The following is a 14,474-nucleotide window of genomic DNA, read 5'->3' as shown; positions in this document are numbered from 1 at the left end:
CTTACGGTGTAATAGTTGTAAAATACTGATCTACTTTTAAAACGGCAGTCACTATCGCATTGACATGAGACTCGTCGTAATTCTCGTTGACATAGAGATTAAAAGAGCGATCTCGTGCGCTGGTTGCATTGGGCGTTTCGGTGGGGGTATTGAAATATTTATGTGACCACGCCCAGTCTGCTACCAAAAACTTATAGTCTGGGTTCATTGGAATACCTTCAGCAATCAGTGCCTGACAATACTCATGCTTTTTAAATGCAATTTTTTCTACATCAATCATGACCTGGATGTAGAACACTGATGGGGTGCCTTGCCACGGCTCTATGTAGCACACCTGAGATTGGGCATTCAGACGAGCTCGAATCGCCTCCATAAATGTGTTTCTGCGCTCAATAGTTTGTGGTAAGCGCTTCAAAGAGGAAAGCGCCACGGCGCAACTGAAATCGTTAGTGTTCCAATTGAGTGCTGGAAACAGATGTTGCGAAGGGTCTCGCTCTATGTATTCCTCTGACCAAAGTGGTTTACCTCTGTCAGAATGCGCTAGCACACTATGATATAAGGCCTCTTCGCGGCAGAAAATCAGTCCACCGCTGCCTGGAGCCGCAATGTTTTTTCGGTACATGGTAGAGGTAGCCATGATATCCCCGTAGCTGCCGACCAGTTGTCCGTTTAAAGATGCTCCAGGTGCCTGAGCACAATCTTCCAGTACCTTAATTCCGCGCTTTTTCGCTTCACGGGCAATTACGTCAACATCTGTTGGTAAACCTGCACAATGTACAAGCATGATACAGCTAGTTTTTGCAGTGATCTTTTTTTCAATTTGCTGCCAGCTTGTATTGAAGCTGTTAGGCTCTGAATCAGCGACAACGGGCACAAGTTGCTGCATTATGATTGCACTGAGTGGGCCTGCGTCGGTAACTGGCGAAATGATGACTTCGCTGCCTGCGGGTAATTCAAGTGCTGCTAGTGCAACATAAACAGAGGCAGTGCCGGTGGCGACTGCGACAGTGTAGCCTCCTCCCATAAAATCCGAAAAGGACTGACATAACTGCTGCTCAAAAGGGCCGCGGTAGCAGGGATCATCCCCTTTATCTCGGTAGAAATCCAAGACCTGAAGGATTGCTTGTTCTTCGGCGCTACCAAATGCTTTGCGCGGCGGAAAGCTTACTGTAATAGCTGGTGAGCCGCCATATAATGCCAAAGCGGTTTTTGCTGTACTCATAACGTAATTAACTTTCCTTCTTTTAGAGACTTATCTGCCAACTCTAGGATTCTAATAACTTCAACGCCACAGATAAAGTCTTCCAGCTCGGTGTCATGGCTAGATACCTTATCGGCAAAGTGTATTAATGATTTAGTAAGTGGTAAGCGGGTATCTATGGAAACGGCTTGCCCGTTGATCTTGAGCGGTACTTCAGCCCTGTCTTCAAACAGATAATGGGCCTGTTTCTGACGAATGTCGAGCATACGGGTTTTATCCTTCATACCGTTGCCGGCCCGGATTTCGGCCTTAGAACCGTCGGTAAACTTGAGTGTCAATAAGACCAGTTCCCTGCGTTCATCATCTTGTAATTGTTCAGGAATAGGTAGATAAGTAGCCTGAACTGAGGCCGGGCGGGCGGCAACAATTTTTAGTGCAGCAGCGATAAAGTGTGGAGAATACTCCCATAAAGGCGTCATCACTGAATGATGAGGGTAAGCTGCGCCAATTGCGCCTTGGATTTGCACCTTGTCATTGCTAAGACGAGACTGTATTTCAACAACTGCAGGGTTGTACAGGTCGATGTGATTTACTTGAATGATACTGTTATATTGTTGTGCTAGTTGTAGCAGCTCCTGAGCACTGGAAAAGGTCATTGCCAGTGGCTTTTCAATGAACAGAGGGATGCCCAGAGGAAGTACGTCTCGAGCCAGAGCTAAATTGATGTCGGGTGGCAGTGCCGCCACGATACAGTCGTACTCTCCTTTATGTGCTAGTAATGTCTTCCAGTCATGAAGCACTGTTAACTCGTGCTCATACTTTGCTTGTACATCAGGGTTACTGGTCACTACATGAGACAGGCGTGCATCAGGCATTTCTTCACGAATTGTTCTGACCACATTCTTACCCCAGCGGCCTACGCCAATGACGGCGATATTTAGGGGCTTATTTTTTGAATTCACTTAAACTCTCGATAAACTGTTTGATTGCTTTTGAGTCAGAATCGGCGGGTGCAAACGGTGCCGTCTGGCTGGTATAACCGGGCTGCCATGGACCTGTTAGGACCTCGTGATACAGCACATACTGACTACGCGGTACAACTGTATGGTAGACAGGGGTCGTTACTTTATGAAAAAAACAACCAGGTGTCGCACTAGTCAGTAGTGCAGACAAGTGTGTGCAACCGACAACTTTTCCAGCGTCATTAAAGGTATAGACATCCATGGCTCCTTCGATCATATGATAAGACTCCACCACACCCTGAGGGTGACGGTGCGGTGCAAAATAGTTGTCACCATGCAGGCAAATAATCATTTCCTGAACTGATTCTGTGTGATCTTTGTGCAGGCAATACCGATGACGGCCGACAGTAGATGCTTTTGCCAGCTGTTTCAACTCACTCAGGTGATGCTGAGTGAGTGCGATAACAGGGGCCTCTATTTGCGTTGCATTGGTCATTGGGTTAAACCAGTTTTTCAATCAGGTAACTGTCGACAACCAGATAGCGAATATCTCCATGAGTCAGGAAACTGAGCGCGTTTTCAACAGACTCAACTATGGGTTCCCCTGGGCCATTGAATGAGGTATTCATTAACACGGGTACCTGAGTTCTGGCAAAGAATGCTTCGAGTATATTACGAATTAAACCGCACTCCTTATCGACACTTTGAATGCGTGCTGTTTTATCGACATGAGTAACTGCTGGGATCTGATCGTTACTACACAGCGCTGTTGCCAGCATAAATGGAGAAGGGTCAACGCAGTATTTAAACCAGCTGGTTGCATGTTCCGCAAGGACAACGGGTGCAAAAGGCCGCCACTGCTCTCGACGTTTCACCAGATTTATACCTCGCCAGTTTCGCTCGATTGTTGGGTTGGCTAACAAAGTGCGGTTTCCCAGTGCTCTAGGACCTACTTCACTACGACCCTGATATAGCGCGACATATTGATCATTAACCATTAAATCTGCGATTATTTCAGCCAGGTTATTTGGCTGTGTGACCCGGAATTGTGAAGCGTCCAGAGTACTCAATGCGTTCACATGATCTGATTGAGGTAGCCCCAAATATGCATGACTGGATGAATTCACGTTATGAGTCACCCGTTCAAACCCCAAAATATGGTGATAAATCGCCAATGCACCACCAATCGACAAGCCTCCATCATGTACATAAGGTGGTATGTGCACGGATTGGAAAGACCCTTCTATGGCCATTTTGGTATTGGCGGGACAATTCAGCGCGACTCCCCCAGTGAGGCAAAGCTGTTGCGTTTGTTTGAATTGGTTGCAGATAGAGTGGAGCTGCTCAGATGCGCTGAACATTATCTCTTCTAATAGCTTTTGTGTACTTGCCGCAATATCAACTGCCAGTTTATCCAGGATTTGCTCAGGGTCACCTAATTTGCTCATATCATAATTGAGCGCATGTGCGCGTCGGTAAATATGTTGCATCCATGCATTTAGTAGTGGGTGGCGGTTATCGTCCTGCCAATTATCAAAGCCGACATCAGCGCTATCAACAGGATGAGAAAAATTAAAATTACTGACAAATTTGGGGTCATAGAAAACGGCTTCTCCATATGGGGCCAGGCCCATCATTTTTCCAGGGCCAGCCTCGGCTCCCAGGCCTAAAAATGTAGCGACGCGCTCGTACAGATGCCCTATGGACAAATAATGCGGTGTTAAAGAGTATAGTTTGGTGCCTTCACCGTAATAAAACATACCACCGATGTAGCTATTTTGTGGCAGGCTACCATCATGAGAAAAAATGGCTGCATTATCTGCATTGCTGGTATAGAAAGTTGAGGCCGCATGTGCAAAATGATGAGAAAAAATATATCCGGGTACTTGTCTCCCGAATAGGGTCATCTGTATTGGCCAGTACATATCGAGTGTATTATGTTCAAAGCTCTCACTTGTAACATTGCGAGTCAAATCAGCTAAGGAGAGGCTAGGCTGCCAGTGTGGTGCGTGGTCAAAGTCTTCGAGCGGTGGTAAGTGAGTCTGTGATTCGGTCATGAGCTGAGGCACTACGCGTTTAACATACGGATGTTGTGATGCACTCGTGACATGCTTTATCAATACGCCTTTATCACGCGCCGCTTCAATTTTTATTTGACTTTGTGCAGTGTCGAAGTTCGGGCATTGCTGTAAAGATTGCGCATGATGCTTGATTTCAAAAGACAGCTGCTCAGGGTGAGCAAACAGGTACTCGGTATTTTGTGTGTTCGATACCGCACAATAGTCTACTTGCTCTGGCGTGATATTGAATTTGCTCAACACCAATTGAATGTCTTGGGCTAAAATGCCTATGGCATGCTTAACGCGACGGATACGTTCTAATTCGACACAACACAATAGCTGACCGTCTTTTACCAGTGAAATACTGGCATCATGTCCAAAATGTAGTCCTAAAATAATCATGCTTGGGCCTCATTTTCTGTTTGGTATCGGGCAGCTTCAAACTCGTCGAATGCTGCGCAAATGTTTTCAAATGTATCATCACCCCATTTAATATATTGTTTACCCGGGGCTGCGATAAGAGGTTGCTGATACACTTCGTAGCCACAGCGTCGGTATGTTTGAGGTGAAATTGTTGGAACCGAGTCATCTATTGGCAATACCTGAATCGCATAGCATGACTGTAAGTAATAAAAGAGCGCGGCGGGTCCGCAAGAAACAGAAAAGTTCAAATAGGCCTGCTCATAGATTGCTGCTCGAATATGTAGGTTGCTCGCTGCGATGTCCAGGTGTAGGTAGTCAGGCAAGGGAGACGGCGTCAATAATTTGTATGTGTCACGTATTATCACGGGGCAGTACTGTTCAGAGTCTAGCTGTCTCAGAAATTTATTCCACTCAGGCATGTTATTGTTACGCTCGGCCTGACTGTCGTATTCTCTGAGCGTGATAACAACGAGTTTCCTGTTTTTTACATGTGATGCCATGAAATGTTGGATGAGCTGGCGCGCTTGCGCTGGAGGTGCCATCACGTGGCAACTGTATCCCTGTTTTATACGTTCATGGATGTCGCTAAACATGATCACATTATCACTTGGTTCGGGAAATGTTTGTGCCTTGGGAAGGCGTGCGTAAAAAGAGTCAGCTTCCTCGCGGTATGTCAGCTGGGAAACACTTGTGGTTGCTGGCAGGCATTTAAAAAGAGGTGTGACAATCTGGTCCAGTCGCCATTGAATTTCCTCTTGTGAATAAATCGACTCAACATGAACCTGGCTGTCCTGACAGGAAAATTTTGGGATGATAACGAAATGGATATATTCCATACCACGTCGTTGCCTCTCCATTTCAGCGTATACGACAAATTTATCGACATCAAAGGCTGCATTGTTTTTTGCCAAATCATAAAAGGCATACAGGACTTTGGTTTCATCGACACGTGGGATCATGTGATGTTTAACTGACTCTTCAGTCATGCTTGCAGGGCAGTAAAAGTGGATCTTTTCCAATGGGAAGCCAATCTCGACCAGACTATCGCTGATTTCGTCAACGAAAACCGAGCAAATGACTAGCTTTGTGACTGTATCAAATTCTATCCCGCTCAGAGCTGCCAGACTCATCACTGGACGCTCCGGGTGAGATTGCATACCATCTGTTGTGACTATTGTTGCTGTTGGGTACTTTTTTATCAGCAATTCGGTAATATGATTTAGACCGTAGAGGATGACGTTCATAACTACTGTTCAACTAAATAACTGGGGCTTGTCGCATACGATGTGATGGCAAACCTTTCTTTTAAAACTGAATATAAGTCCTGCAGGCTGAATAGCAAAATCCGACTATTCGCGAAGCTGAAAGTTTTGAGCTTTTGCTGTTGCAGAAGCATGTCTCCTATCTGGTGAAAATTGCGCGGAATATTGCTCTGCTTCGTTGCCTGATAGGTATGTATGTTCTTTTGTGTATCAATTAATTGGTATTCTACAGAGGCACCTTCCAGATCCAGATAGATCGATGGCGCGAACAACTCTTCGAAAAAGTGGATGAAGGTGCAAGATTCTAACCCTACATTCAGCAGGGCAATAAAGCACGGAGTACTATCAACCTCAGAGAATATCTTGCCGTAAGGACTATGCTGTGAGCAAGGAGATGAGCCTAATTGATGCGTGCTGAGAACTGAGTTGAGCTGCTCTCCTTTTCCTGCGACGGAATGTGTCGGGTGCAGACTACGAGCTGTGGCGTACTGGGTTCTGAATAGTTCCGTCAGATAGCCTGTATGCGAGGGAGTCATGCTAACATCAAATACTGGGTCGTCTGCCGTAACAGTTTTCCATGTCATCGTAGGGAGTAGAACACGGCCATTTTGGAAATAGTCGCACAGGGTGTCAAGTACGACCTCAGCATTAACGCCTTGTCGGGCTAACTCTTTAAAAGAGCTGTGCAGCATAAATGTGGCGCCCTTAGGCACCTGTGCTTTATTCAGGAAAGCTGTAAACGATTCACAAAAATTATCCACGTTTGCTCCTTACTGCTGCCGTTCTTAGCGAGTATATAGACTCAACGCCTGTATACATGGCACTTGCTATAGTGATGGTGTGTGGCGCCTTTGTGAGAGCGCCATGATTACCTAAAATACACATAGTGACATTGTTCGTTCTGGCCTTGCTTAGTCTGATTGGGTTTTAACGAGTGCTCTTAGTATTTTATGGTTTGCCAGATCCTCTATGGCCTGATTGATTTCTTCTAACTCGTACTCTTTGGAGAGAAAAGGGGTTAAATTGAGGTTGCCTTGCTCGAATAATTCAGCAAATTTGGGTATATCAGAATCAGGCTTGCTGCCTCCTCCCCAACTGCCACGGATGGACTTACCGCGATGGAAAGCATGTGGCTCTAACGAGATTTTTAGCTCGTTTCTGGGATGAGAAGCGAAAATACACTGGCCTCCGCCATCTCGCACTGATTCAAATGCCTGTTCTATGGTGCGGACAGTGCCACCGGCTTCCAAGCTGTAATCAACGCCTGTTCCATCGGTGATATCATAAATTGTATCTACCGGATCGGATATATTGGCATTAATCGTGTGTGTTGCACCTAGCTGGCGTGCCAATGCGAGCTTATCCTCGCTTACATCAACGGCTATCAGCTTTGTCGGTGCACTGAGTTTGGCTGCCAACAGCGCACTCATACCGATCCCACCTAACCCAAAAATCGCGATGGTTCTCGCTTTCTCTGGCTTGAGCTCATTGAGTACCAAGCCTAAGCCTGTGGGGAGTGCACAGCCCAGTAATACTGCTAGTTTATCGGGAAAAATACTGGGTAACTTAACTAGTCGATTTTCAGCGACAATGGATTTTTCACATAATGTGGTCGCGCTACCAGAGTTTATTACATAGTTCTCATGTGGGTACTTTCCGCCTGGAGCATTTAAGCCTTCACCTTGGATCCAGCCAATAACGACTTTGTCGCCCGGTTTTACTTTTGTGACGTCTTTCCCTATATGTTCAACAATACCCACGCCTTCATGACCGAGTAGGTGAGGTAAATATTTATCTTCACCCCTGCCACCTTGCACTTCCATCAGTTGCGAGTGACACAGTCCACTGTACAGGATGTTTACCTGAACCTGGCCCGTTGAAAGTGGAGGCATTTCAATACCGTCAATAATCTGCAGTGGTTCACCGGTTTTAAATAATACGGCTGCTTTCATGTGATTTCTCTTAAAACTCTATCCAAACTCATGACTTTTAAAGGTATTTCTTTAAAATAGGAGTTGCACTTTTGTAACTGAGCAAGCTGAACTTGCTGTAATTTAGTCTGCTTTTCATTTAAGCAAGATATGTTCCATGAGAACATTCTTCTCGATTGCACTGCGGGCAAAAACTCATTAAGCATGATCAAGCACCACTTTAGTAACGTCAGTTCGTAAACTTTCAGTGTGTCTTGTGGTGCAGTTCTAAGCGGTTTAAACAGAGGCAAAGACAAGAAGGTTTGTGCATAATTAATGTCTACGGGCACGGCTGGCTGGGAAAAAAAGTCGGAAAATAATTTCCATGGAGTGTCCATACCTGCATATTCAAAATCTATAAAAAAGAATGAGTTATTATGACGCAACGCATTGTGAAACCCAAAATCGGAGGGGGACAACACGTCTTGTGCAACAGGATTATGCCAATGAGCAGGTAGCTCAGCGGTGGTGACTTCAAGCCTGCTAGTAATGTTTTCAAGTTGCAGGAGAAGCGCATCGGCCAGTTGTGGCTTGTCTACTTGTACTTGCTTAAGTCGAGCTAAACGCTCGCTTACAATGGTTACGAATCCATATAATGAATTGGCACTTTCGCTGGCTATGCTCAATGAGTCTCTCTGAGGGGAGTCGTTGATAGCCTGAATAAAATTCACTGCTGCTCTGACGGCTTCCGGGGACGCATAATTGACCTTGGTCCCATCGATATATTCAAACAGGCTCACATTGAGTAAACTATTAAATGCGATTGGCCTCGGGGTTGCGTTTATGCCCGCATTGTAAATAGCCTGACTAAACTGGAATTCGTTGTGTTGCTTTTGTTGTGCTAGTGGATGTGCAGTGTCATAACGTTTTAAAAACCAGCATTTCTTAGCTGCCTGTATTTTCACACCTAGATTATTCGCGCCCCCTGAAATTGGCGCTGCTTTGAATCCCGATAGCTGCAGTGTTTGCTCCAGCCAGTGAGTGACGGCTTCGCTTAACATAGAAGGTCTGGCACCTCTAGCCAACTCGAGGCTGTACTTTCTCGCTGAACAGAGTTATGAGGATGAAAAAGTATTGCCTTACACTCACTTGGAAAATTTTTGTGAGCCAGCACTTTTTCGAGGTCATCGACAAAGGCCTGACAATCTAGTTGAGCAATAGTGAGCACTTTTTTTTCGAGTGTCTCATTAAAAAATAAGCTGCCCTCATTGAATGGGGCGCCAGGAGTGCCCACAAAACCATTTTGGTGTAACCAGCTTTTTGCAGCAAGGTGAAAGTCGACCTTCTCGCCGATAATTGGGTAGCGTGTTTTGTGCGAAATCAGCCTGAGAATATGTCCCTGTTTACGCCATTTCTTGAGTGTTTCCAGACAACCTGGGTATGGACGAGCCTGGGTGATTTCTTTCCCGTAGACGATACCCTGTAGCTCGGTCCATCTGGCTTCGTTGTCCTGGTCAATAAAATACTGTTTTACTTCATTTTTGCTTTGACCGACCGACTCTGGTAGCCAGCCAAGCGCACAACCGACGCGATAAAATACGCCGGTGTAGTCGGCAATGGTGTTATCAAAATCTATGCCTATGATCACACCACACCTCGCTCTGATAAGGTACTCATAATATCAGGCACAGTCAGACCCGCTTTGGCTCTCGCATCTGCGGTGGAATGCACCTGATCGATAAAGCGGTCCGGGATCCCGAAACGATGCACCCGTGGCCCGTTTGCCTGCTCACTAACATACTCCAGCACAGCGCTACCAAAGCCTCCGCTGACATTGTGCTCTTCGAGTGTGATCACATGGTCAAAACGGGTTATCGCATCGTTTAAATATGCTTCGTCGAGCGGTTTTACGGTATGGAAACTCACCAGTTCTGGCGATAATCCGTGCTCCGTCAGTTCGCTTACTAATGCTTGTGCAAGAGGCATAATGGTACCCGTACTCAGTACGGCAATGCGCTCACCCGGTCGCATCACATGTACTTTACCAAAGGTAAGGACAGGGTTTCCTTCATGGACTGCCGGCTCGTTTTTCTTACCAATTCTGAAGTAGCAAGGAGCGTTAAGCTCTATCAGCTGTGGCATCAGTTGCTCAAGTTCGTATGCGTCAGCCGGGCAGATCACGTGCATATTTGGCAGTGCGCGCATCAGCGCAATATCTTCGAATGAGTGATGAGTCGGGCCCAGGTTAGCGTAAGATAAGCCAGAGCCGGTGCCGACGATGATCACAGGCTGATTCTGATAGGCGATATCAATTTTGATCTGTTCAAAGTTACGTGACGTGGTAAACGGGGTGATGGTATAAATAAAGGGTTTATGGCCCATCATGGCACTACCAGCAGCCATAGAGGCCATGTTCGCCTCCGCAATTCCCGCGTTGACAGCGCGCGCTTCGGCAAACTCCTTTAACGGGTTAAACAACCGGTTACCTATATCTGCGTAAAAGAGCAACAGTGATTCGTCGTCTTTAGCAAGCTCAGTCAGGACTCGTGCAAATGCGTTTCTCATGATATTCCCAGCTCCTGTTTTGCCTGAGCAACTTCTTCTTCAGTCGGAATGCGGTAGTGCCAGTTGTTGTCGTTTTCCATAAATGACACGCCTTTGCCTTTAACCGTATCGGCCACAATGCACACAGGTTGTTGGATGGATTTAGCGGCTTCCAAAGCTTGCTCCAGCGCACCAAGATCATGACCATCGACGCGCATTGTATGCCAGCCGAAGGCACGCCATTTCTCTTCAAGCGGCTCAAGATGCATAATCTCGGTACTTTCACCGGTACCTTGTAATTTGTTAAAGTCGACAATCGCAACCAGGTTACTTAAGCGCTTACCGGCTGCAAACATCGCAGCCTCCCAGACTGTTCCTTCATTAATCTCTCCATCGCCCATGAGCACGTAAAAGCGGTTCTTAGCGCCTTGTAACTGTTTGCTCAGTGCCATGCCGGTTGCTAACGATAAAGCATGGCCCAGAGACCCTGAAACCGTTTCTACGCCTGCCGGGGCGTGTATTCCCGGGTGCTCTTCAAACTGGCTGCCAGTCTGACCATGTTCGTACAGTGCCGTTGGAGGGAAGTAATCACGGTAGGCAAGCGTTGTGTACAGCGCGCTGGCAGCATGTCCTTTACCCAACAAAAAGTAATCACGCTCAGGATCAGCCGGGTTGTTGGGCGTGATATGCATCGTGCGCCAATACAACACGGTCAGAATATCAACACAGGACAAACAACTGCCCAGATGTGGTGTTTTTGTCTGGCTGGATACGTCACACAAAGTGTAACGGATCTGCGCTGCGATGGAGTTCAAAGTCATAATACGCCTACGGAATAAACCAATAAAAATCGCCAGTGTAACCGTTATCACGGAAAAACTGTTTCCAGTCATCCACATGCATAATGGTCTTGGCTGTCAGTGCCCACTCCATCATACGTTCCTTTTCTTCATCGTTACGGTAGGCATCGACGGTAATAAAAGATTTGCCACGACTGACGCGCTCGATTTCACGCAGTGCCATGGCACATTCATTTTCTTCCAGGTTGTGAATGGTGTTGATTGACATCACCACATCAAAGCTGTTGTCTTCATAGGGCAGCGCCTTGGCATTGCCTAAAGTCAGTAGCTCCTTGACTTCTTCTTTGGCATTTTCCAGGGCATATTGAGAAATATCCAGTCCGCGCAATGTCATACCCGGGATCATCTGCTGCAGGTCGTACAGCATAAAGCCTTTTGCACATCCTACATCCAGCAGGCTAGAACTTTCGTTGAGGCCGAAATGTGCCTTGAGGTCCGGTACAACGGGCTGCCAGAAACGAGGGAAGTAACTAAAGCCACCGTAACCATAGGTACGGTCGCCATCAAAAAAGTCTTTGCCATATTGTCTGGCAATTTCGCGATCTGCTTCGGTGATCACGTTGGCACGGCCCTTAGTATCGCGCTTAGACTTAGGGTAATTTTTCAATAAATCGATTTCTTGTCCGAACATTGGGATCTCACGCTTTATGAATGTAGTCATGGGGTAATGTGCTTAGCTCGCTCTGGTACTGTTTGACCCAGGCGATGGTGCGCTCCAGGCCGTTTTCCAGAGAGACTTGATCTTGCCAGTTGAGTTCTGAGCGGACTTTGTTACTGTCAAGCAGGTAGGCTGCGTCTTTGCCGAGGCGATCTTCAGTGACAGCACAGACCTGTTCAAAAGGCACTTGCAGCATATCGCAGATCAGCTCAACCAAGGCACGAATGGTGATCATGCGTTCGGTTGAGATATGATACGTCTCACCCAATGTGCCTTGTGTGCCAATCTTCAGTGTCGCGTCTGACACGTCATCGATGTGGATAAACGAGCGGGTTGAATGACCACCGCCATGCAGAGGTAATACCTTACCGAGCAGCGCAAACAAAATAGTTCTGGGGATAATGCGATAGAGTTGCTGACCTTCACCATAAACATTCGCAGCGCGGGTAAACAACACCGGGAATTGGTAAACATCAAAAAAGGTATGCAAGCTCATGTCTGCCGCAGCACGCGACACCGCATACGGGGTGCTGGGCTGGTAGTTACGATGCTCTTTTACCAGACCTTCGCAGCTGCCGTACACTTCAGGTGTAGAGATGTGTACGTATTTGTCCAGGTGATCCAGGTCTTTTAGCTGATTGTGTAGCTTGATGGTTGAAACCGCATTGGTCATAAACCAGTGTTCCGGATATTGCCAGCTTTGTCCCACCATGCTCTGCGCCGCAAAGTTATAGACAGTACTGACTTTATGGCGCTTGATAAGAGCCATAATGTCGTCCAACTGGTGGTTCAGGTCGAGCTGATGAAAATCAGGCTGATTGGCCTGCCATTTGTAGGGCAGCAGAGCGGTGTGTGGTTCTGCTGAGCGACTGACAGCCAGCACTGAATGTTCTTGTTTTAGTAAATGGGCGCAAAAAGACGCGCCCGAAAAGGAGTTACTACCGAGTACAAGGGTTGGCGCATTAGCCATGGTTTAGCTCCTGATAAAGGGCTTTCATTAAAATGTGTCCGATCACCACCTGGGTATCTTCAGAGATCTGCATGTCCTGAATAGCAAAGTGAAATGCCTGGTCGAGCAATGGTTTGGCTTTACCGCCATCAAATCCAAGAATTCCTACAGTGTGCATACCTAAAGCCTGAGCTTGCTCAACGGCACGGAGGATGTTGCCTGAATTGCCACTGCCTGACAGCACCAGCAACACATCCTGCGCTGATGCTTTGACCTTGAGTTGGTGAGCAAAAATGTTGTCGTAGCCGATGTCATTGCCAAGGCAGGTTAACACTGAACTGTTTGCTGCCAGTGCTTCCACTTTCAGAGCATCGCCCTGAGGGTGAACACCAAATGTAAAGTCGTTTGCAAGGTGGATGGCATTGGCAGCCGAGCCACCATTACCACATAAATACAAGGTACCGCCGTTGGCTTTCATATCCAGCAAAGTGCTGACCAGCTGCTTGACTTCATTGCCATCGAGTTGCGTCAGAACCTGGCTGAGCGTGTGGATATAGTCTTCAGTCAGGGCGATAATGGGATCCCTACGTGGGATAGGGGCGACGATGCCTTGTTGTTTACTCATAATACTTCTCGCTGCATCCATTTAAGGTTGTAGAAGCGATCTTCATTTTTTAACTGACCTGCGCGATAGGCAGCGATCAGCTCTTCAATCGCAGTGGCGACATTTTTGGTGGGTTTAAATCCAGTCGCCAGCAGTTTGTCTGAGTTGATCCGGTAACATCTTGGGTCGTTTGATGGCGTCACTTCAATATCACAGTCAATCTGAGCTTTGACCATGTTGGCAATGTCCATAATGGAGATATTTTCAAACCCGGCATTGAAGACACCGCTGGTTTTTTCTGGGTGTTCCAGCATATAAATGTACAGGTCAGTGATATCGTCGATATGGATGTTTGGTCGAACCTGCGCACCACCAAATACAGTGATTTTGCCATTCTCAAGCGCCTGCATCGTCAACATATTGACGGATACATCCAGTCTTTGGCGGGGCGATAAACCACATACGGTGGCAGGGCGAACAATTTGTACAGCCATATCGTCGGCGTAGCTAAGTAGCACACGCTCGGCAACCATTTTAGTTTTGTTATATTCTGAGATTGGCTCTAGGGTCAAGTCTTCAGTAACCTGGGCTTCATCTTTGACGCCGTAAACACTGCCTGAGGAAGCGTAGATAAATTGTTTGATCCCGGCACGTTTGGCTTTATCTGCCAGTTGCATCGTGGCCAGTGCGCTTACTTCCCAGGTCAGTTTAGGGTCCAGGTCACCGCATGGATCATTGGCAATAGAGGCCAGGTGAATGATGCTATCTACACCACTCAGTTCGATGTCTGAGGTGTGGCGCACATCACCTTTTATCACGGTCAGGTTTTCATGTTCAGGCAGGAAATTACCAAACCACTGTGTGTCCAGCGCGATAACCTGATAGCCTTTAGCGAGCAGCTTAGGCACTAATACTGTGCCCTTATATCCGGTGGCACCGGTCACTAAAACAGTTTTATTGCTCATTTTTCTCTCTTTTTGAATACTTTAATCACCCGGCATGACAATGCTCTAGCAAAAATTGCGCCTACGTTTGCAGGCG

At 46.8% G+C, this 14,474-nt stretch carries 15 protein-coding genes; all 15 read right to left on the bottom strand.

Features of this window, described 5'->3' with window-relative positions; all coding sequences use genetic code 11:
* Nucleotide 1: 1 nt before the first annotated feature.
* The 15 genes from ACXAH1_RS06715 to ACXAH1_RS06645 all read right to left on the bottom strand — a co-directional run bounded on the left by ACXAH1_RS06715 (nucleotide 2) and on the right by ACXAH1_RS06645 (nucleotide 14,398).
* Nucleotides 2-1,222, bottom strand: a complete 1,221-nt coding sequence (locus ACXAH1_RS06715; protein ID WP_475195062.1) for a DegT/DnrJ/EryC1/StrS family aminotransferase — start codon at nucleotides 1,220-1,222, stop codon at nucleotides 2-4.
* Nucleotides 1,219-2,163, bottom strand: coding sequence for a Gfo/Idh/MocA family protein (locus tag ACXAH1_RS06710; protein WP_475195059.1), 945 nt, complete (start codon nucleotides 2,161-2,163; stop codon nucleotides 1,219-1,221). The genes ACXAH1_RS06715 and ACXAH1_RS06710 overlap by 4 nt, the downstream gene beginning before the upstream one ends.
* Nucleotides 2,147-2,659, bottom strand: coding sequence for a WbuC family cupin fold metalloprotein (locus ACXAH1_RS06705; RefSeq protein WP_475195056.1), 513 nt, complete (start codon nucleotides 2,657-2,659; stop codon nucleotides 2,147-2,149). Before ACXAH1_RS06705 ends, ACXAH1_RS06710 begins: the two co-directional genes overlap by 17 nt.
* A 4-nt stretch (nucleotides 2,660-2,663) precedes the next feature.
* Nucleotides 2,664-4,625, bottom strand: a complete 1,962-nt coding sequence (locus ACXAH1_RS06700) for a carbamoyltransferase C-terminal domain-containing protein (RefSeq protein ID WP_475195053.1) — start codon at nucleotides 4,623-4,625, stop codon at nucleotides 2,664-2,666.
* Complete coding sequence (locus ACXAH1_RS06695) at nucleotides 4,622-5,890, bottom strand: hypothetical protein (RefSeq protein ID WP_475195050.1); 1,269 nt, start codon at nucleotides 5,888-5,890, stop codon at nucleotides 4,622-4,624. Before ACXAH1_RS06695 ends, ACXAH1_RS06700 begins: the two co-directional genes overlap by 4 nt.
* A 2-nt stretch (nucleotides 5,891-5,892) precedes the next feature.
* The gene (locus ACXAH1_RS06690; RefSeq protein WP_475195048.1) at nucleotides 5,893-6,669 is read right to left on the bottom strand and encodes an AAC(3) family N-acetyltransferase; all 777 of its coding nucleotides are present in this window, start codon (nucleotides 6,667-6,669) and stop codon (nucleotides 5,893-5,895) included.
* Between the two features lie 150 nt (nucleotides 6,670-6,819).
* Complete coding sequence (locus ACXAH1_RS06685) at nucleotides 6,820-7,860, bottom strand: zinc-binding dehydrogenase (RefSeq protein ID WP_475195047.1); 1,041 nt, start codon at nucleotides 7,858-7,860, stop codon at nucleotides 6,820-6,822.
* Nucleotides 7,857-8,879, bottom strand: a complete 1,023-nt coding sequence (locus ACXAH1_RS06680) for an aminoglycoside phosphotransferase family protein (RefSeq protein WP_475195045.1) — start codon at nucleotides 8,877-8,879, stop codon at nucleotides 7,857-7,859. The genes ACXAH1_RS06685 and ACXAH1_RS06680 overlap by 4 nt, the downstream gene beginning before the upstream one ends.
* Nucleotides 8,873-9,466, bottom strand: coding sequence for an HAD family hydrolase (locus ACXAH1_RS06675; RefSeq protein ID WP_475195043.1), 594 nt, complete (start codon nucleotides 9,464-9,466; stop codon nucleotides 8,873-8,875). The genes ACXAH1_RS06680 and ACXAH1_RS06675 overlap by 7 nt, the downstream gene beginning before the upstream one ends.
* Entirely contained in the window at nucleotides 9,463-10,383 is a 921-nt protein-coding gene (locus ACXAH1_RS06670) for a transketolase family protein (protein ID WP_475195042.1), read from the bottom strand. Before ACXAH1_RS06670 ends, ACXAH1_RS06675 begins: the two co-directional genes overlap by 4 nt.
* The gene (locus tag ACXAH1_RS06665) at nucleotides 10,380-11,183 is read right to left on the bottom strand and encodes a transketolase (protein ID WP_475195040.1); all 804 of its coding nucleotides are present in this window, start codon (nucleotides 11,181-11,183) and stop codon (nucleotides 10,380-10,382) included. The genes ACXAH1_RS06670 and ACXAH1_RS06665 overlap by 4 nt, the downstream gene beginning before the upstream one ends.
* Nucleotides 11,184-11,190: 7 nt before the next feature.
* Nucleotides 11,191-11,883 carry a class I SAM-dependent methyltransferase gene (locus ACXAH1_RS06660; protein ID WP_475195039.1) on the bottom strand — a complete coding sequence of 231 codons (693 nt, stop codon included), beginning with the start codon at nucleotides 11,881-11,883 and terminating at the stop codon, nucleotides 11,191-11,193.
* The gene (locus ACXAH1_RS06655; RefSeq protein WP_475195037.1) at nucleotides 11,861-12,850 is read right to left on the bottom strand and encodes a GDP-mannose 4,6-dehydratase; all 990 of its coding nucleotides are present in this window, start codon (nucleotides 12,848-12,850) and stop codon (nucleotides 11,861-11,863) included. The genes ACXAH1_RS06660 and ACXAH1_RS06655 overlap by 23 nt, the downstream gene beginning before the upstream one ends.
* Nucleotides 12,843-13,454 carry an SIS domain-containing protein gene (locus ACXAH1_RS06650; RefSeq protein ID WP_475195035.1) on the bottom strand — a complete coding sequence of 204 codons (612 nt, stop codon included), beginning with the start codon at nucleotides 13,452-13,454 and terminating at the stop codon, nucleotides 12,843-12,845. Before ACXAH1_RS06650 ends, ACXAH1_RS06655 begins: the two co-directional genes overlap by 8 nt.
* The gene (locus tag ACXAH1_RS06645) at nucleotides 13,451-14,398 is read right to left on the bottom strand and encodes an NAD-dependent epimerase/dehydratase family protein (RefSeq protein WP_475195033.1); all 948 of its coding nucleotides are present in this window, start codon (nucleotides 14,396-14,398) and stop codon (nucleotides 13,451-13,453) included. Before ACXAH1_RS06645 ends, ACXAH1_RS06650 begins: the two co-directional genes overlap by 4 nt.
* Nucleotides 14,399-14,474 lie beyond the last annotated feature (76 nt).

The organism is Pseudoalteromonas sp. AWH4_217, from assembly GCF_056161105.1.
The sequence above is the reverse complement of the archived record's forward strand: the minus strand, read 5'-3'. Positions and strand labels throughout refer to the sequence as shown.